The 18178-nt window shown below is 72.4% G+C and carries 21 protein-coding genes and 1 pseudogene; 17 read left to right on the top strand and 5 right to left on the bottom strand.

The features are described from left to right. Positions 1-4: 4 nt before the first annotated feature. Positions 5-847, bottom strand: coding sequence for an SDR family oxidoreductase (locus BLW76_RS18775; RefSeq protein ID WP_091309091.1), 843 nt, complete (start codon positions 845-847; stop codon positions 5-7). A gap of 173 nt (positions 848-1020) precedes the next feature. Between BLW76_RS18775 and BLW76_RS18770 the strand changes: the two genes are divergently transcribed. From BLW76_RS18770 to BLW76_RS48555, 3 genes are all read left to right on the top strand, one after another. After that, positions 1021-1458, top strand: coding sequence for an Hsp20/alpha crystallin family protein (locus BLW76_RS18770; RefSeq protein ID WP_091309088.1), 438 nt, complete (start codon positions 1021-1023; stop codon positions 1456-1458). After that, positions 1455-1748, top strand: a complete 294-nt coding sequence (locus BLW76_RS18765) for a hypothetical protein (RefSeq protein ID WP_091309086.1) — start codon at positions 1455-1457, stop codon at positions 1746-1748. Before BLW76_RS18770 ends, BLW76_RS18765 begins: the two co-directional genes overlap by 4 nt. A gap of 83 nt (positions 1749-1831) precedes the next feature. Next, positions 1832-2005: a hypothetical protein gene (locus BLW76_RS48555; protein WP_167384650.1), complete on the top strand. Its 174-nt coding sequence runs from the start codon at positions 1832-1834 to the stop codon at positions 2003-2005. Positions 2006-2091: 86 nt separating this feature from the next. Here BLW76_RS48555 and BLW76_RS18760 read toward each other — a convergent pair whose 3' ends face one another. Next, a complete protein-coding gene (locus BLW76_RS18760) occupies positions 2092-3303 on the bottom strand; it encodes a PP2C family protein-serine/threonine phosphatase (RefSeq protein ID WP_091309084.1) in 1212 nt (403 codons plus the stop codon). Positions 3304-3478: 175 nt separating this feature from the next. Here BLW76_RS18760 and BLW76_RS18755 point away from each other — a divergent pair, with 175 nt between their 5' ends. The 11 genes and pseudogenes from BLW76_RS18755 to BLW76_RS18705 all read left to right on the top strand — a co-directional run bounded on the left by BLW76_RS18755 (position 3479) and on the right by BLW76_RS18705 (position 11817). Beyond that, positions 3479-3904: a MarR family transcriptional regulator gene (locus BLW76_RS18755; protein WP_091319566.1), complete on the top strand. Its 426-nt coding sequence runs from the start codon at positions 3479-3481 to the stop codon at positions 3902-3904. Between the two features lie 74 nt (positions 3905-3978). After that, a complete protein-coding gene (locus tag BLW76_RS18750; protein ID WP_091309081.1) occupies positions 3979-4842 on the top strand; it encodes an STAS domain-containing protein in 864 nt (287 codons plus the stop codon). After that, positions 4839-5231, top strand: coding sequence for an STAS domain-containing protein (locus tag BLW76_RS18745; RefSeq protein ID WP_091309080.1), 393 nt, complete (start codon positions 4839-4841; stop codon positions 5229-5231). The genes BLW76_RS18750 and BLW76_RS18745 overlap by 4 nt, the downstream gene beginning before the upstream one ends. Beyond that, entirely contained in the window at positions 5221-5643 is a 423-nt protein-coding gene (locus tag BLW76_RS18740) for an anti-sigma regulatory factor (protein WP_091309077.1), read from the top strand. Before BLW76_RS18745 ends, BLW76_RS18740 begins: the two co-directional genes overlap by 11 nt. Continuing rightward, complete coding sequence (locus BLW76_RS18735) at positions 5640-6632, top strand: SpoIIE family protein phosphatase (protein WP_091309075.1); 993 nt, start codon at positions 5640-5642, stop codon at positions 6630-6632. Before BLW76_RS18740 ends, BLW76_RS18735 begins: the two co-directional genes overlap by 4 nt. Continuing rightward, a complete protein-coding gene (locus tag BLW76_RS18730; protein ID WP_091309073.1) occupies positions 6632-7828 on the top strand; it encodes a PP2C family protein-serine/threonine phosphatase in 1197 nt (398 codons plus the stop codon). The genes BLW76_RS18735 and BLW76_RS18730 overlap by 1 nt, the downstream gene beginning before the upstream one ends. Positions 7829-7911: 83 nt before the next feature. Next, entirely contained in the window at positions 7912-8370 is a 459-nt protein-coding gene (locus BLW76_RS18725) for an alpha/beta fold hydrolase (protein WP_091309070.1), read from the top strand. A 55-nt stretch (positions 8371-8425) separates the two neighbouring features. Further along, positions 8426-9556 carry a zinc-dependent alcohol dehydrogenase gene (locus BLW76_RS18720; protein WP_244170660.1) on the top strand — a complete coding sequence of 377 codons (1131 nt, stop codon included), beginning with the start codon at positions 8426-8428 and terminating at the stop codon, positions 9554-9556. 13 nt (positions 9557-9569) lie between these two features. Next, complete coding sequence (locus tag BLW76_RS18715; protein WP_091309066.1) at positions 9570-10133, top strand: hypothetical protein; 564 nt, start codon at positions 9570-9572, stop codon at positions 10131-10133. Between the two features lie 84 nt (positions 10134-10217). Continuing rightward, positions 10218-11366: pseudogene (locus BLW76_RS18710) on the top strand (cytochrome b family protein). A 67-nt stretch (positions 11367-11433) separates the two neighbouring features. Further along, positions 11434-11817, top strand: a complete 384-nt coding sequence (locus BLW76_RS18705) for a hypothetical protein (RefSeq protein WP_091309065.1) — start codon at positions 11434-11436, stop codon at positions 11815-11817. Between the two features lie 16 nt (positions 11818-11833). Here the strand turns inward: BLW76_RS18705 and BLW76_RS18700 are convergent, their stop codons facing one another. Next, positions 11834-12610, bottom strand: a complete 777-nt coding sequence (locus BLW76_RS18700; RefSeq protein ID WP_091309062.1) for a GntR family transcriptional regulator — start codon at positions 12608-12610, stop codon at positions 11834-11836. Between the two features lie 110 nt (positions 12611-12720). Between BLW76_RS18700 and BLW76_RS18695 the strand changes: the two genes are divergently transcribed. Together BLW76_RS18695 and BLW76_RS18690 are read left to right on the top strand one after the other, a co-directional pair. Next, the gene (locus BLW76_RS18695) at positions 12721-13590 is read left to right on the top strand and encodes a Cgl0159 family (beta/alpha)8-fold protein (RefSeq protein WP_091309060.1); all 870 of its coding nucleotides are present in this window, start codon (positions 12721-12723) and stop codon (positions 13588-13590) included. A gap of 32 nt (positions 13591-13622) precedes the next feature. Further along, positions 13623-15107 carry a CoA-acylating methylmalonate-semialdehyde dehydrogenase gene (locus tag BLW76_RS18690; RefSeq protein ID WP_091319564.1) on the top strand — a complete coding sequence of 495 codons (1485 nt, stop codon included), beginning with the start codon at positions 13623-13625 and terminating at the stop codon, positions 15105-15107. A gap of 525 nt (positions 15108-15632) precedes the next feature. On the opposite strand, the gene BLW76_RS18685 is transcribed toward BLW76_RS18690, so the two are convergent. Further along, entirely contained in the window at positions 15633-16832 is a 1200-nt protein-coding gene (locus BLW76_RS18685) for an IS110 family RNA-guided transposase (protein WP_425266053.1), read from the bottom strand. 242 nt (positions 16833-17074) lie between these two features. Here BLW76_RS18685 and BLW76_RS18680 point away from each other — a divergent pair, with 242 nt between their 5' ends. Next, positions 17075-17434 carry a hypothetical protein gene (locus tag BLW76_RS18680; RefSeq protein WP_091309057.1) on the top strand — a complete coding sequence of 120 codons (360 nt, stop codon included), beginning with the start codon at positions 17075-17077 and terminating at the stop codon, positions 17432-17434. On the opposite strand, the gene BLW76_RS18675 is transcribed toward BLW76_RS18680, so the two are convergent. Next, positions 17431-18006: a TetR/AcrR family transcriptional regulator gene (locus BLW76_RS18675; RefSeq protein ID WP_091309054.1), complete on the bottom strand. Its 576-nt coding sequence runs from the start codon at positions 18004-18006 to the stop codon at positions 17431-17433. The two genes, BLW76_RS18680 and BLW76_RS18675, sit on opposite strands and share 4 nt — an antisense overlap. Positions 18007-18178 lie beyond the last annotated feature (172 nt).

Here is an 18178-nt window from a genome sequence, read left to right as displayed (position 1 = left end):
CCGGTCAGAGGATCGGCGCGCCGCCCGTCACCGCGACGCGCGCGCCGGACACGTAGCTGCCGTCGTCGGACGCCAGCAGCACGTACACCGGCGCCAGCTCGGCCGGCTGGCCGGCGCGGCCCAGCGGCACCTGCTCGCCGAAGGTCTGCACCGCCTCCTCCGGCATGGTGGACGGGATCAGCGGCGTCCAGATCGGTCCCGGCGCGACGCTGTTGACCCGGATCCCCTTCGGGCCCAGCAGCTGGGCCAGCGCGGCGCACATGTTGGCGATGCCCGCTTTCGTCACGTCGTAGGGCAGCAGCTGCGGGGTCGGGTTGTCGGAGTTCACCGACGAACTGCCGATGATCGACGCCCCGGGCTTCAGGTGCGGCACGGCGGCCTTGGCGAGGTGGAAGAAGGCGCTCAGGTTGATGGCGAGGGTGCGGTCCCACTCCTCGTCCGGGATCTCTTCCAGGGTTTCGTGGCTCATCTGGAAGGCGGCGTTGCTGACCAGGACGTCGAGCCGGCCGAACTCCTCGACCGCCCGGTCGACGAGGGCCCGGCAGTGCGCCGGATCGGCGACGTCCCCGGGCACGACGACGGCCTTGCGGCCGGCTTCCTCGACCCAGCGCCGGGTTTCTTCGGCGTCCTCGTGTTCGTCGAGGTAGGAGATCAGCACGTCGGCGCCTTCGCGCGCGTACGCGATCGCCACCGCGCGGCCGATCCCGCTGTCCGCCCCGGTGATGAGCGCCGCCTTGCCGGTCAGCTTGCCGGAGCCGCGGTAGCTCTGCTCGCCGTGGTCGGGCCGCGGGGTCATCGCGGCGGTCGTCCCGGGTGGGGTCTGCTGCTGGGCGGGCTGTTCGGGCACGGTGGCTCCTCCGAAGACGGGGGTTTTCGATCTCGCCTGCCGTGTTCCCGCCGGACACCGGCTCACACTTTGTCATCTTGTGGACGACTTCCTACTTGTCATCGTTTGGATGACATGGTAGAAAGGTGGTGCGTGTTGACACGAACCGTCGAAGCCCAGAAGGAGGGACACCGATGTTGATGCGCACCGACCCGTTCCGTGAGCTGGACCGCTTCGCCCAGCAGGTCCTCGGCACCGCCGGAACCTGGTCGAAGCCGGCCGCGATGCCGATGGACGCCTACCGCGCCGGCGACGAGTTCGTGGTCTGCTTCGACCTGCCCGGCGTCGCCCCCGACGCCATCGAGCTCGACATCGAGCGCAACGTGCTGACGGTCAAGGCCGAGCGCCGTCCGCTGCCCGGCGGGGACAACGTCGAGATGCAGGTTTCCGAGCGGCCGCTGGGCGTCTTCTCGCGCCAGCTGTTCCTCGGCGAAAGCCTGGACACCGACCGCATCGCGGCGGACTACGAGGCGGGCGTGCTGACGCTGCGCATCCCGGTCGCCGAGAAGGCCAAGCCGCGGCGCATCGAGATCAGCGGCGCGCAGTCCGACCGCAAGGAAATCCAGGCGTGACGACCGACCAGGCCCGCGCCGCGGCGGAGCGCATCTTCGCCGCGGCGGCGGAACTGGGCACCACCCGCCAGGAAGCGATCCTCGTGACCCGGGCGGTCCACGCGGTCAAGAAGGGCCGCCCGACCGAGGTGGCGTTGACGGATACGCCGCAGCACCGGCGACGCAAGCTGGCGCACGTCGTCGGTTGTGAACTGTGGGAGCCGGGCGTGGATCCGGATGAGGTGCTCGCCGCGGTCCTGGAGGCGGGGCGGGCGGCGGCTCGTGAGCGGACGCCGGCGGCGGCCGCCTGATTCCGGACGGCGCGAAAGGCCTGCCCGGCAAGATCGCGGTCGGCTCCGACGGCACGCAGCTGATCCTCGACAGCACCGGCGTGGTGCTGGCGAAGAAGGAGGTCGGCCAGTACGGCTGGACAGTGGAAACCGACCCGGTGGTGAAGAAGATCGCCGCCAACGGCGACGTCCAGCTGATCCTCGACGGCAACGGCGTGGTTCTCGCGAAGAAGGAGATCGGCCAGTACGGCTGGACGGTCGAGACCGGCCAGCAGTGACGAGGCCGAGCAGTTCGAGCGGTCCCGCTGCCACCGGCGGCGGGACCGCTTTTACCGCCCCGGCTTCGACCGCTGCCCTGCCCGCGCTACCGCTCCTCGTCGGCCGGCCGCACGGTCATCGCCGGCCCGTTCCCCGGCACCGGCGCGGGACCGAACCAGTCCAGGCACACCACCATCGCGTCGTCCTCGGCCTGACCGCCGTGGCGACGCGTGGACAGCTCCCGCAGCACGGCGCCGGGGACGTGCGCCGCCGGCAGCTCGGCCGTCGCCGTCACCGCTTCGGCGAGTTCGCGGTCTCCGTACAACTCGCCGTGCGGGCCGAGCGCGTTGTACACGCCGTCGCTGACGAAGACGAAGCGGTCGCCGTCGGCCGCCTGGAAGCCCTCGAGGGTGTAGATCGTGTCGTCGAACGTGCCGAGCGGGAGCTGCTCGTCGAAGAGGATCCGCTCGGCCTTGCCGTCCCGCAGCCGCCACAGCCGCGGCGAGCCCGCGTCGACCACCTGCACCGCGCCGGTGCCGAGGTCGAACTCCAGCAGCAGCGCGGCCACGTGCTCGGCGCCGCGGTAGTGCGCGTAGAGCGCCTGGTCGGCGAGTTCGGCCTGCGCGTCGAGCGGGATCCCGGCGCGCCGGGCGTTGCGCAGCGCGTTCACGGCCAGGTTCGTCAGCAGCGCCGCGTCGCTGCCCTCCCCCATGCCGTTGATCAGCGTGACGGCGAGCTTCCGCGCGGACGCCGACCAGTCGAAGCAGTCGCCGTAGATGGCGTAGGCCGGCTCGAGCTGCCCGCCCAGCGCGAACTCGGCCCGGGTGCAGGCGCGCCCGGGCAGCAGCTGCCACTGCATCTCCGCGGCCAGCGTCAGCCGCGACGAACGCCGCGCCTGGATGTACAGATCGGTGTCGCGGTCGGCGACGAACAGCTCGTGCGCCACCGCCTCGGCGAACCGCTCGAGCTCGGCCCACACCGGCGGGTCCGGTTCGGCGGGCAGGGTGACGGCCAGGACGCCGAGCCGGTCGCCGCGGACGCTGACCGGCAGGTAGCCGGTGACCTGGTCGCCGTCGCGGGTGAACGTCGCCGCCTGGGCGAGGAACGCCGCGCCCGGGGTCGTGCCCTCGACCGGGATCGGCTCCGTCGTGTACGGCTGCTCGCCCACCCGGCACAGCTCCGTGAGGGCGTAGTCGGCCATCAGCAGCTCGACCGCCTCGGCGCCGAAGTGCTCGCCGAGTCCCGTGCGCAGGGCACCGGGCAGGTCGTGCGGTGGTACGTCACGGAGGAGACGCTCCACCGCCAGGGATCTGTCCAACGCCTGCCTCCTGCTCACGCGCCCACGCCGGGTCGGTTGTGTCGAGTCTGCGCCGCTCCGGCGCGCCGGTCCACGGCGAGTCGCGTGAGCTGTGCTGCCGGTTCAGCATAGGGATGCCAGAGTGGACGCCGTGGATCGATCCCGCGAGCAGCCGGCCCCGGACGGGACGGCTGCCGTGCCGGAGCTCGCCCGGCTGCTGGCGGCGGTGGTCGAGGGCGAGCGGGACGTGTCGCCGCGGCCGCTGTCGGCTTCGCAGCTGCGCGCGGTCGTCGCGCTGGACCGCCACGACGGGGTCAACCTCCGGCAGCTCGCCGAGCAGCTGGGCTCGACGCCGCCGCTGGTCAGCAGGCTCTGCGACCGGCTGGAGGCGGTCGGGTTCCTGGAACGCCTGCCCAGCGCGCGCAGCCGCCGGGAGCTGACCCTGCGGCTGTCCGACCGCGGCCGCGCCTACCTGCAGGACCTGCGGGCGCGCCGCCGGGACCGCGTCGAGGCGCTGCTGGCGAAGATGAGCCCGGCGGGGCGGCTCGCGCTGGCGGCCGGGCTGCAGGAGTACCAGGCCCTCGCCGAGGCGGCCGGCGACCCCCCACGGTTGCATCCCTGATACAACTGTTGTTATATGGCAATAATCAAGCCGGCGTACAGCAGAGCGCGCCCCTGACACCGGAGGAGGAGTCGGTGCTGGGCACGGACGACAGCCAGGTCCGCACGGTCTTGGCGCGCATGCTGGACGAGGACCGCACCGCACTGGCCCGCGACTGGGCCGGGCAGGAGCCGGGCGACGCCGACCGGAACGGGCAGGAGCTGCGCCGCGAGGCCGTGGAGCTGCTGGCGGCCCTCCGCGAAGCGCTGGCCGGCACGCTGCCGGTGTCGCGGATCGTCGACCAGGATCCCGCGGTGCGGGACGCGCTGACGTCGTTGTCGGAGCGCCGGGCCCGCGCGGGCGCCCAGCCGTCGGCCACCGCCATGGCGATCCTCGCGCTCAAGCGCACCATGCTCAGCGCGATCGAGCGGCACACCGACGACTCCGCCCTGCGCTACCGGGCCGCGCTGCTGGTCAACGAGCTGCTCGACAGCGCGGGCGTGCTGACGTTCGAGGTCTACTGCGCCGGCCGCGAGCAGATCATCCGCGAGCAGCACAGCCAGGTGCTCGAGCTGTCCACCCCCGTCGTGCGGCTGTGGCGGCACGTCCTCGCGGTGCCCCTGATCGGCACCCTCGACAGCGCCCGCACCCAGGTCGTGATGAACAGCCTGCTGGAATCCATCCAGGCGAACGAGGCGCGGGTGGCGATCATCGACATCACCGGCGTCCCGACCGTCGACACCGCGGTGGCGCAGCACCTGCTGCAGACCGTCAGCGCGGTCCGGCTGATGGGCGCCGAGTGCGTGATCAGCGGCATCCGGCCGTCGATCGCCCAGACCATCACCCAGCTGGGCATCGACCTCTCGCACATCGTCACCCGCGGCTCGCTGGCCGACGCGCTGGCGACGGCCATGCAGCTGCTCGGCGACAGCGCCCGCCCGGGCGCGGTGCACGGGTGAGCGCCGGCCTGCCGATCCTGCGGCTCGGGGACGTCCTGCTCGGCGGGCTGCTGAGCGACCTGGACGACAAGACGGCCCTCGCGTTCACCGAGGAGCTGACCACCCGGATCGCCGACGAGGGCATCCGCGGTGTCATCGTCGACATCTCCCGGCTGGAGATCGTCGACTCGTTCGTCGCCCGCGTGCTCATGCAGCTGGCCGAGACCGGGCGGCTGCTCGGCGCGCGGATGATCGTGGCGGGCATGCGCCCGGCCGTCGCACTGACCCTGACCGAGCTCGGGCTGCAGCTCCCCGGCGTCCGGACCGCCCTCAACGCGGAGCAGGCGATGGAGCAGCTGGGCTGGCGCCGTCCCGCCGAGGCCGCCGAAGAGGCGCCTCATGCGTCCTGACGAACGGACCGTCCCCTCCGGCGAGCACCCGGTCCGGGTGGAGGAAGACCTCCTCGTGGCCCGGCACGCCGTGCGCGCGGCCGCGGTCGCCGCCGGGTTCTCGATCGTCGACCAGACGAAGATCGTCACCGCGGCCAGCGAGCTGGTCCGCAACGCCTACATCCACGGCGGGGGCGGCACCATGACCGTCGAGGCCGTACGGGACCCGGCCGGGCGGCTCGGGCTCCGGCTGCGGGTGCGCGACGAGGGGCCCGGGATCGCCGACGTCGACCAGGCGATGGCCGACGGGTTCAGCACCGGCGCGGGGCTGGGGCACGGCCTCGGCGGCACCCGGCGGCTGGTCGACGAGTTCGACCTCGACACCGCACCCGGCCGCGGCACCACCGTCACGGTCGTGCGCTGGAAGCCATGACCGCGACCGTCGCCGGCCTGACGCGCCGGATCCGCGTCGACCACCCCAGCGCGGGGTACGCCGCCGCCCGCGTCGCGCGCGAAACCGCGCTCGAGGCCGGGCTCGCCGGGGAACTCGCCGACCGCGCCGCGGTGGTGGCGGCCGAGCTCGCCGGCAACATCGCCAAGCACGCCGTCGGCGGGTCGGTGTTCGTCCAGCAGTCGCTCATCGGGCGCGCGGTCGACGTGCTGGCCGCCGACGACGGGCCCGGCATGGCCGACCTCGACCACTGGCTGCTCGACGGCAACACGACCACCGCCACCCTCGGCACCGGCCTCGGCGCGGTGCGGCGGATGGCGACCGAGTTCCGGATCACGTCCTCGCCCGCGGCAGGCACCCTCGCCGCCGCCCGCCTGCTCGACCCGGCCACGCCGACGGCCCGCCGCGCGATCGGGCACTTCCGCCTGGCCCGCGACGGCGAGGAGTACTGCGGTGACGCCCTCGCGCTGGCCGACGTCGCCGGCAGCCGGACCGCCGTCGTCGCCGACGGGCTCGGCCACGGCCCGGACGCCGCCGAGGCCGCGGACGCCGCGCTGCGCGTGTTCGCCGAGAACCCGGACCGCCCGCTGCCCCACCAGCTCACGACCATGCACCGCGCGTTGCGCACGACCCGCGGCGCGGCGGTCGCGCTCGTGCGGATCGCGCCGCGGCGGCTGGAGTTCTGCGGCGTCGGCAACGTCAGCGGCGCCAGCCTCGGCGGCGGTCCGTCCCGGCTGCTGCTGTCCACCCCCGGCATCGTCGGGTTCACGCTGCCGTCGGCGCCGGTCCGGCACCTGGAGCTGGCCGAAGACGACGTCGTCGTGCTGCACACCGACGGCGTCGGCACCGGCTGGCGCGTCCCCGGCCGGGCCCCCGACCTGCTGCTGTTCGCCGCGGACCTGGCCCACCGGCACCGGAACGCCCGCGACGACGCCGCGATGCTCGCCCTGTCCGCGGACCGGTCCGCCTGATGCGCCCCGACCTGGCGAGGATCCGCCGTCGGCTGCGCACCGCCTGCACCCGCGCCGGCGTGTCCGCCGACGACCGCGGGCGGCTCGTGCTCGCCGTCACCCTGCTCGCCGAGCCCGCCCTGACCGCGGGCGAGACGGTGGACGTCGCCACGGCGGCATCGGACCGGCGGCTCGCCGTGACCGTGCGGCTGGCGCACGCGGTGAGCCAGGGCAGCCGCGACGCCCTGCCGCTGCTGCCCGAACGCGGCGACGGCGACACGCTGACCTGGCACCTCACCGGCGGCCGGACCGGGGCCCCCGCCGACCCCGAACCCGACGACGACCGGGCGACGCGCGAAGAGATGCTCGCGCTGGTGGCCCGCGCCGACACCCTGGCCCACGAGCAGCGGGACCTCAAGCACGAGCTCGCGGAGACCAACAGCGGCGTGCTGGCGATGTACGTCGAGCTGGAGCAGCGGGACGAGCAGCTCCGCCGCGCGCACGCGGCCATCTTCCGCGAGCTGGAGGACGCGCTGCGCCCGCGCCCGCCCGCGGTGCCGGGCCTGGAGCTGGCGGTCCACTATTCGCCGACCGACCAGGACTCCCCGACCGGCGGCGACCTCTACGACTGGTTCGTCCTGCCCGACGGGCAGCTCCACGTGACCCTGGTCGACGCGGTCGGCCACGGCGTAACCTCGACCCGGCACGCCCTGACGGTGACCCACGCGATCCGCACCCTGGCCCTGGAGGGACACCCGTTCCCGGACCTGATCGCGCACGCCTCCCGCACCCTGGCCGCGATCGAGCCGGGCCTGATGGCCACGGTCCTCCTCGCCCGCACCGACCCGGCAACCGGCCACACCCGCTTCGCCAACGGAGGCCACCCGGAGCCGGTCCTGGTCACGGCGACGGACCCGGCGCGGCTGCTGCCACCCCCGGTACCGGGCCGCGGGGTCGGCTTCCCGGACCCGGGCAGCAGCGAGCTGGTCGAGGTGGAACTGGCCGAGGGAGACACGGTGCTGCTCTACACGGACGGCCTGGTGGAGAGCCGCAAGGACATCGACGAGGGCCAGCACCGGCTGTTGGCCCTGGCGGCGGCCGAGCGCACGAGGCCGATGGCGGGCCTGCCCCGCGAGCTGGTGACCCGCATGCACGACGTGGTCCTGCACGCCGACGACACGGTGGTGCTGGCGGTGCGCCGCACGCCGAGGCCGTAACCGCGGGGCCATGGCCGGCGCGGCCCCGCAACAACCCGGCCCACCACCGTGTACACCCGCCACTCCCGGGTATCCCGCCCCCGATGCCCCCCTCCACCACATCCGGCCGCATCCGGGCCCTGTCCGCCGGCACCGAACGCCCGGGCCGTCCCCCGGTCGTCCTCCTGCCGGGCCTCGGCGCGCCCGGCTACCTCGCCGACACGCTGCACGGCTGCGCCGCGGCGTTCCTGGCCGATGTGGTGCACGAATCGCCGTCCGCGGTGCCCGGCACCGTTCCGCACTACGTCCGCGCCGGCCCGCGACGGCTGCTGCGGATGATCCGCTCGGCCCAGCGCGACACCCCGGAACGAGCGATGCCGCTGCCGACCTGCCCCGTCCTCGTCATGCGCGGCCGCCGGGACACGTTGAGCCCCGAACCCTGGGCGCGGTCCCTCGCCGCCGCGGCGGGCGGCGAGTTCGTCACGGTCCCGGGCGCGCCCACGTTCCCCGCCCGTTCCGGCGGCGCGACCTCGGCGTCGATCTCGGAGTTCGCCGGCGGTTAGCGGCGGTGCGCCCGGGTATGCCGACGACCCGTCGGAAGGAGGCGCTGTGCGTGCGATGGTGTACCGCGGGCCCTACAAGATCCGTGTCGAAGAGAAGGACGTCCCCGCGATCGAACACCCCGGTGACGCGATCGTCCGGGTCACCCTGGCCGCGATCTGCGGTTCGGACCTGCACCTGTACCACGGGATGATGCCGGACACCCGGGTCGGCATGACCTTCGGCCACGAGTTCATCGGCGTGGTCGAGGAAGTCGGCTCCGGCGTGCGGAACCTCAAGCGCGGCGACCGTGTCATGGTCCCCTTCAACGTCTACTGCGGCACCTGCTGGTTCTGCGCGCGGGGGCTGTACTCCAACTGCCACAACGTCAACCCGAACGCCACCGCCGTCGGCGGCATCTACGGCTACTCCCACACCTGCGGCGGCTACGACGGCGGCCAGGCCGAGTTCGTCCGCGTGCCGTTCGCCGACGTCGGGCCCGCGGCGATCCCGGACTGGCTCGACGACGAAGACGCCGTCCTGCTCACCGACGCGCTCGCCACCGGCTACTTCGGCGCCCAGCTCGGCGACATCGCCGAGGGCGACGTCGTCGTGGTCTTCGGCGCCGGTCCCGTCGGCCTGTTCGCGGCGAAGTCGGCGTGGCTGATGGGCGCGGGCCGGGTGATCGTCATCGACCACCTGGAGAACCGCCTGGAGAAGGCCCGCACCTTCGCCCACGCCGAGACGTACAACTTCACCGAGTACGACGACATCGTCGTGCACCTGAAGAAGATCACCGGCCACCTCGGCGCGGACGTCGCCATCGACGCGGTGGGCGCGGAGGCCGACGGCAACCTCACCCAGCACGTCACCTCGGCCAAGCTCAAGCTGCAGGGCGGCTCGCCGGTGGCCCTCAACTGGTGCATCGACGGCGTCCGCAAGGGCGGCACCATCTCGGTGATGGGTGCCTACGGCCCGATGTTCAGCGCCGTCAAGTTCGGCGACGCGCTCAACAAGGGCCTGACGCTGCGGATGAACCAGTGCCCGGTGAAGCGGCAGTGGCCGCGGCTGTTCGAGCACATCCGCAACGGCTACCTCAAGCCGAGCGACATCGTCACCCACCGCATCCCGCTGGAACACATCGCGGAGGGCTACCACATCTTCTCCGCCAAGCTGGACGGCTGCATCAAACCGCTGATCGTCGTCTGAGGAAGGAACGACCATGACGTACACGTCGGAGCGGCCGCCGATCGCCGAGCCGAGCGACAGCCTGCGCGCGCGGATCCCGGGCTGGGGCGCGGACCTCGACCCGAAGAACCGGCCGTCGGTGCCGAAGCTGCAGTGGCAGGACGACCGGCCCGGCTGGGACTTCCCCGAGCGGCAGCCGGAGAAGTGGCCGCGGGAACGCTCGATCGAGCACGAGTTCCTGACCCCGGTCTTCGGGACGTCGTGCCCGCCGAAGGGCCTTTCCGGTGCCCTGCGCCGGTTTTCCTACCGGAAGTACAGCGAAGGGCGGGCCGCGCACTGGCTGCTCCTGCTGGCGGCCGACCGGGTGGACGCCTGGGAGAGCCACCTGCGCTCGTTCGCCACGCTGCGCCCGGACAACCCGATCACCGAGACCGGCGTGCTGAGCGAGTTCACCCGGCACGGTTTCTCGTCGCGGGTGGGCAAGAAGCGCGCGGACGTCAAGCACCACCTGGTGGACCCGATCATCGTCGCGGGCCCGTGGGTCCTGGCGGCTGGGCTGGCGTTTTCGGTGGTCCGGAAGGTGCTGCGGCGCCGCTGATCGGCGTCCGGGAAGAACCGGGGTTGTCGCGGGCAGGCCCGGGTACGCACGGCTGACGGTCGCCGACTCCACGGGGAGAAGCCCATGAGCCACGTTCCCGCCGCCACCCGCGGGCCGGGCCGCGCCACCCGGGCGGCCGCCTCGGCGGCCGACGCGGCCGACCGCCGGCTGCACGCGGCCGCCGGCCTGCGGCACCAGTTCAACAAGGTCTTCCCCACGCACTGGTCGTTCCTGCTCGGCGAAGTGGCGCTCTACAGCTTCCTCGTCCTGCTGTTGAGCGGGGTCTGACTGTGTTCTTCGCCCCCTCCATGCAGGAGGTCGTCTACCAAGGCGCCTACCCAACCTTCGCGGCGTGCCGATGTCCCGCGCCTTCGCCACCACCCTCGACCTGTCGTTCGAGGTCCGCGGCGGGCTGTTCATGCGGCAGCTGCGCCACTGGGCGGCGCTGATCTTCGTCGCCGCCAGGATGGTGCACATGCTCCGGATCTTCTTCACCGGAGCCTTCCGCCGTCCCCGTGTGTCCGCCGGCTCCCAGCCCGACTGGTACATGGGTTCGCCGACGGCCTCCTGCGCGTCTACCCGCCGTGGGAGCTGTTCCTGGGCGACTACACCATTCCGCAGCCGTTCTTCGCCGGCGTCATCGGTATGACGGTGCTTTCGTGCCGCTGATCTCCTACCCGTGGATCGAGCGGCGGCTGTCCGGCGACCGGGCCCACCACAAACCTCGTCCAGCGCCCTCGCGACGTCCCGGCGCGCACGAGCATCGGCGGGATGGCGCTGGCGTTGTACGGCGTGCTGACACTGCCGTCGTTCAACGACATCATCGCGCTGGAGTTCGACATCTCGCTCAACGCCACCACCTGGGCGGGGCGGATCGGGCTGCTCCTCGCCCCGCCGGTCGCGTACCTGATCACCTACCGCGTCTGCCTGGCCCTGCAGCGGTCGGACCGCGAAGTGCTCGAACACGGCATCGAAACCGGGATCATCACCCGGTCCCCGGCCGGCACCTACCTCGAGGTCCACCAGCCACTCGACGGCAAGGCCCTGACCTACCAAGGAGCATCCGTGCCGAAGAAGCCGAACAAGCTCGGCGCCGCCGGGCACGCGGTCCCGGGCAGCCTGCTGCGCCCCGACCCACCGGAGGAGACGGCGGCCCTGGAAGCGGCGGCCCGGCAGGGCGAGATGCGCCACGGCCTCGGCGGCGAACCGCAGGACGGGCAGGCCCGGCCGTGACCGGCGCGGCGATGCCGTCCGCTGGCAGATCGACATCCTGGTCTACGAGGAGCAGTTCTCGTACCCGGTGCTGCTCCTGCAACCGGCCCACCGCGACGACCACCGGCGGCTGCTCGGCCTGCTGGCACGCGCGGGCCTGGCCACCCCGACGACGTGGGAGTGGGAGCACGGCTTCCGGCCACTGGCGGCCGGCTGCCAGGTCAGGCTGGAGTCGCCGGCCGTCACGGTGCGCGTCGGCGAGCACGGCCTGACGGTGGGCTTCCGGTTCACCGAGCCACCCCAGCCCTGGCTGGCAGCGGCGCACCGCCAGCGGCAGGTGCTGTTCGTGCTGCTGCCCCCGAGTTTCCATCCGGCCGGAGACGCCCTGATCATCGACGACGTGAGCAGGCTGGTGCTGCCGGCGCAACGCCAGGGCTGCCTGACGGGCACGATCCCGCCGGCGGCCCCTTGACCGGAGCGGCGCTCCCCTACTGCGGCCCGTTGGTCAGCGAAAGGTTGAACGTGTACCGCGACGCCCGGTACACGTGCCACCCGTACTCGACCACCCGCCCCGTGTCGTCGTAGGTGGTCCGCTGCGTCGTGAGCAGCGCCGCCCCCGGCTGCTCGTCGAGCAGTTCCGCGTCTTCCTCCGTCGCGAGCCGCGCGCCGATGTGCTGCTCCGCCGCGTGCAGGCGCACGCCCGCCGACCGCAGGAGCTGGTAGAGCCCGCGCTCGCGCAGCTCGTCGTCGGCCGGGTCGAGCACGCCGTCGGGCAGGTAGTTGTTCATCAGCGCGAGCGGCTCGCCGTCGGCCGAGCGCAGCCGCTTCAGCCGGCGCACGTGCGTCAGCCCGGGTGCCTCCAGCAGCTCACCCACCTCGGCGCCTGCCTCTTCGACCTGGTTGACCAGCACCGCCGACTCCGGCTTGCCGCCCAGCCCGGCGAGGTCGTCGAACAGGCTGCTCAGCCGCAGCGGCCGGGCGACCCTCGTGCGGACCACCTGCGTGCCGACTCCGCGCCGCCGCACGAGCAGGCCCTGGTTGACCAGCGTCTGGATCGCCTGGCGGATCGTCGGCCGGGACAGCCGCAGGCTCGCCGCGAGGTCGACCTCGTTGCCCAGCCGCGCCCCCGCCGGCAGCCTGCCGTCCGCGATCGCGGCCTGCAGCTGCCGGGACACCTGGAAGTACAGCGGCTCCGGGCTCCCCGGGTCCAGGACGATGTCGCGGCCCGCGTCCCAGCCCGCGAAGGTGACGTCCGTCTTGCTCATCCCCGGAGCTTACACCCACCGTAGTGATGACGTGTTGTCCATATGTCTTGACAAAGTCCCCGCCTCCTGGAATCGTCGACGGAAGTGACGACCGAGCTGGGAGCGGAACTGTGAACGACTTGGTGCGGCGCCTCGTCGCCAAACGAGTGCACGAACCGGAAGCGATCGCCGAGGCGGCCGCGCACCGGGTGCGGGCCGAGTCGCCCTTCAACCACTCGGGCCGCACGATGATCATCGCCGCCGACCACCCCGCCCGGGGCGCGAACGCGGTGGGCGGCAACCCGTCGGCGATGGCCGACCGCGGCGAGCTGCTGGAGCGGCTCTGCCTCGCCCTCGAACGCCCGGGCGTCACCGGCGTGCTGGCGACCGCGGACGTCATCGACGACCTGCTGCTGCTCGGAGTGCTCGACGGCAAGACGGTGATCGGGTCGATGAACCGCACCGGCCTGGCCGGGTCGAGCTTCGAGATCGACGACCGGTTCGCCGGCTACGACGCGGAAGCGATCGAGCGGATGCGGTTCGACGGCGGCAAGACCCTGACCCGGATCTGCCTGACCGACCCGGCCACGCCGAGCGTCCTGGAGAACACCGCGAAGGCGGTCAACGAGCTCGCCGACCGCAAGCTGATCGCGCTGGTCGAGCCGTTCCTCTCGACGTGGCAGAGCGGGCGCCTCGCCAACGACCTCTCCCCCGACGCCGTCATCAAGTCGATCACCATCGCCGCCGGGCTCGGCCGTTCATCGGCCTACACCTGGCTCAAGCTGCCCGTGGTGGACGACATGGAGCGCGTGCTCGCCTCCTCGACCCTGCCCGCCGTCCTGCTCGGCGGCGAGGTCAAGGATCCGGACGCCGCCTTCGCCGCCTGGCAGAAGGCACTGGCCCAGCCGACCGTGCAGGGCCTGGTGGTCGGCCGGTCACTGCTCTACCCGCACGACGGCGACGTCGCCAAGGCCGTGGACACCGCGGTCGGGCTGCTGTGAACCCGCAGCGGCGCCCCTACTCGGAGGACACCGTGAGCACCATCGAACACTGGATCAACGGCACCGCCACCGCGGCGGGCTCCACCCGCACCGCACCGGTCCACGACCCGGCCACCGGACGGGAGCAGGCACAGGTCCTGCTCGCCGAAGCGTCCGATGTGGACACCGCGGTCGCCGCCGCGGCCAAGGCCTTCGAGTCGTGGGGCAACTCCTCGCTGTCCCAGCGCACCAAGGTGATGTTCGCCTTTCGCGAGCTGCTCGTGCGCCACGAAGACGAGCTCGCCCGGATCATCTCCGCCGAGCACGGCAAGGTGATCGAAGACGCCCGCGGCGAGATCGTCCGCGGCCGCGAAGTCGTCGAGTACGCCTGCGGCATCGCCGACGCGCTCAAGGGCAGCTTCTCCGACCAGGTCTCCCGCGACGTCGACGTGCACGACTTCCGCCAGCCACTGGGCGTGGTCGCCGGCATCACGCCGTTCAACTTCCCGATCATGGTGCCGCTGTGGATGCACCCGATCGCCATCGCCACGGGCAACACGTTCGTCCTCAAGCCCAGCGAGCGCGACCCGTCGGCCTCCAACTTCGTCGCCCGGCTCTACGCCGAAGCCGGCCTGCCCGACGGCGTCTTCAACGTCGTCCACGGCGACAAGACCGCCGTCGACGCGATCCTCGACCACCCGGACATCGCGGCGGTGTCGTTCGTCGGCTCCACCCCGATCGCCAAGTACGTGCACGAGCGCGGCACCGCCGCCGGCAAGCGCGTGCAGGCCCTCGGCGGCGCGAAGAACCACGCGGTCGTGCTGCCCGACGCCGACCTCGAGTTCGCCGCCGACCACCTCACCGCCGCCGCGTTCGGCTCGGCGGGCCAGCGCTGCATGGCGATCTCGGTCGGCGTCGCGGTCGGCGCGGCCGGCGACGAGCTGGTGGAGATCCTCGAACGCAAGGCCCGCGAGGTGAAGGTCGGCCCCGGCACCGACCCGGCCAGCGACATGGGCCCGGTCGTCACCGAAGCCGCCCGCGAGCGCGTGGAGCACTCCGTGGCCCGCGGCGCGGAACAGGGCGCGAAGGTCGTCGTCGACGGCCGGGGCCTGCGGGTCGAAGGCCACGAGGAGGGCTTCTTCGTCGGCCCGTCCCTGCTCGACGGCGTCACACCGGAGATGGACGCCTACCGCGACGAGATCTTCGGCCCGGTGCTGGCGATCGTCCGCGCCGAGACGCTCGACGAGGCGATCGCGGTCATCAACGCCAACCCCTACGGCAACGGCACCGCGGTCTTCACGGCGAGCGGCGAAGCGGCGCGCAAGTTCCAGCGCGAGGTGAAGGTCGGCATGATCGGCGTCAACGTGCCGATCCCGGTCCCGATGTCGTACTACTCCTTCGGCGGCTGGAAGGACTCCCTCATCGGCGACAGCCCGATCCACGGGCCCGCCGGCGTCCGGTTCTACACCCGCGCCAAGGTCGTCACCACGCGCTGGCCGCACACCGAAGCAGCCTTCAACTTCCCGACGTCCAGCTGAGCCTCGGCCCTACCGCCGCCGGTATCCGGGGACAGCGGCCGGCCGCACGCCCGTGGTCGCCGATCGCATGAGCGCCTGCCGCTCGTCGGTTCTCGCACCGGCCGGCGCCCATGCGATCGGCAGCCCGGCGGAGTGCGGACCAGGCGCAGCCGGCGCCCCCTTGGTCGTCGACCTCGAGGTGGAGTGCGGCGAGAGGAGTGTCGAGGTCGTCGTCTCGACCCGACCTCGAACACCCTTCGTCCCCGGCCGTCGTGGCGGCGGTAGTACCGCCGGACTCGGCGGCGCCGTCGGTGGCCGTCCGCACGCGGGTCGCCGGGCCGTTGCCGCCCGGCCGGAAGGGGCGCGGCTGTGGAGCGAAGTCCGGCCGCGGTCTCCGCGATGCCGACCTGGGCACCTGAGCGCGGAGGTCCCGCACCACCAACCCGCCCGGTTCGGCAGCGGCCCCGCGCCCACCACATCCGGAGCATCTCTCTCCGTTTTCCGGTACCGTGGCGGCCACCCACCGAAGGAGTTTCAATGATCGTGTCAAGCGGCGGCTGTGGCCGTGAGCGGTGGTGAGGGATGGAACTCGCGGCCGTCGCGCAGCAACGCCCAGATGACGTCGACCAGGCGGCGGGCCAAGGCGATCAGGGCTTGGGTGTGCCGTTTCCCTTCGCCGCGTTTGCGCAGGTAGAAAGCCCGAGAGGGACCGTCGGGGCGTTTGATGGCCGACAGGGCGGCCAGGTAGAACACCCGGCGCAGGCCGCGGTGGTAGCGCTTCGCCCGGTGCAGGTTGCCCCGTATCCGCCCGGAATCGCGGGGCACCGGCGCGAGACCCGCGTAGGCGGCCAGATGCGCGGAACTGCGGAACGCGGCCTGCAGGTCGCCGCCGGTCCCGGCGAGCAGCTGGGCCCCCAGGATGGGGCCGAATCCGTCGAGGCTGGTGATGGGCCCGGCGTCGGGGTGCTCGGCGAACCGTGCACCGAGCTGCTTGTCCAGGTCTTTGATTTCCCGGTCCAGTTCCAGCAGCTGCCGGGCCAGCCGGGCGATCAACGGTGCGGTCACCGATTCTCCCGGCAGGGCCACGGTTTGCTCCGCTGCCGCGGCGAGGGCCTTGTCCACCATGGCCGGAATGCCCTTGGTCCACGCACCATGCTCGGCCAGATAGGCCGACAGGCCAGTCGCTTCGGCCGCGCGGATGCCGGCCGGGGTCTGGAACCCGGTGAGCAGCACCAGCGCCGAGCGGGTGGAGTAGTCGAACGCCCGTTCCAGCGCGGGAAAAATCGAGGCCAGCAGTTCCCGGATCCGGTTGACCCCGCGCACCCAGTCGGCCATCAGGTCCTCGCGGCGCGCGGTGAGCACCTGCAGATCGGTGACGACCGCGTCGGGGCTGGTGATCGGGGCGAGATCGCTACGCAGGCGGGCGGTTTCGGCGATGGTGCGGGCGTCACGCGCGTCGGTTTTGCCTTCACCGGCGAACGCGCCGGCCATCCGGTTGACCAACCGGCCCGGCACCGACACCACCGGCTGGCCGGTGGCCAGCAGCAGCGTGATCAGCAGGCTCGCCGCACCGGAGGTCATGTCGACCGCCCACACCACCTCCGCGGCTTTCGCGGTGGTGCGGGTGATCAGCTGCTCGATCGCGGCTTGGCTGTTGGCGACCTTCCGGGAGAACACGATCTTGCCGGTCTCGTCCACCGCGCAGGCGTGGTGGAAGCCTTTGCCGACGTCGATCCCGACCCACATCTTGTGCACTGCCACGCAGCCTGTCCTCCCGTCTTCGCAGCTCAGCCCGGTGGACGACCCGCCGACAGCTCCATAAACAGCGACCGAGCGCAGATTTCAATCAGCGGCCAGGGCGTCCAGAACGACGGGGCGGCCACTCCTTCGAAGCCACCACACGAGGCAAGCCGTCATCAGCCACACCCCATCGCCCTGGGCATCCAGAACATCCCGTCCTGAACACCAACAATCTTATGGAGGCCGCCATGGGCTACCGGGGTCCGCTCCCGAAGAACGCCGTCCACCGCGTCAACACCTGCGTGGGCGCGCTCCGCACGTCACCGCGCTGGGGACGGCTGGTCCGCCGCCACCTCACCCAGGTCACCTACCAGGGCCGCCGGTCGGGGCGCACGATCAGCACCCCGGTCGGCTACCGGCGCACGGGCGACGTCGTCACGATCCGCGTGATGATGCCCGACGCGAAGTCGTGGTGGCGCAACTTCACCGGCGACGGCGCACCGCTCACCCTGGACCTCGACGGCACCGGCCGCACCGGTCAGGCGGTGGCACGCCGCGACAGCAAGGGCCGGGTCACCGTGACCGTCCACCTCGACGGCAAGTCCTAGCCGGGCTGCGCGGCCATCCCGTGCCAGAGCAGGTCGGCGAGCTCGGCCGCGTCGCGCTGCCAGTCGCCGTTCGGGTCGAGCCACAGCAGGCCGCCCAGGCCGCGCATCACCAGTACCGGCGTCAGGCCCGGGCGGACCGTCCCGGCCGCCACGTTGGCTTCGAGCATCGCCGAAACCGCGCCGAGCATGTCCTCGTAGGCGTCGCCCGGCAGCTCGCCGCGGGCGGCCGTCGCGGTGCGCAGCGCGTCGGCCAGGCCCTTCTTCGTCATCATGTAGTGGGCGACGTGGTCGGTCACCCACAGCCGGAGCGCTTCGTCCGGGGCGTGCTTCTCCAGCAGCACCGGCACGATCTCCACGATGTGCCGGACCTCGCGCCGGTAGACCGCCAGGATCAGCGCCTCCGGCGTCGGGAAGTGCCGGTAGACCGTGCCGACGCCGACCTCGGCCTGCTTGGCGATCGCGTTGAACGAGACCTCGCCCGTGTCGGCCAGCGACGCCGCCGCCGCGACGAGGATGCGCTCGTGGTTGCGCCGCGTGTCCGCGCGGCGGGGGCTGACCGATCCGGTCGTCATGGTTCCTCCCGGTGGTCGTGCCGTCCCGCTGAATCTAGCCGAGCGCTGGAGCTGCTCCAGCCCGCACGGTTCGTTGCCAAGCGGATTGTAATCCGCTAGCCTCGCGACCGAGTGAAGCGGATGACTATCCGCTCCCGCCTTCACCGCCCCACCACACCGTCGGGCAGCTCGC

Origin of the sequence: Amycolatopsis tolypomycina (genome assembly GCF_900105945.1) — a bacterium.
Lineage (GTDB): Bacteria > Actinomycetota > Actinomycetes > Mycobacteriales > Pseudonocardiaceae > Amycolatopsis > Amycolatopsis tolypomycina.
Note: the sequence above shows the minus strand (reverse complement) of the source record. Positions and strands in the feature narration are given on the sequence as shown.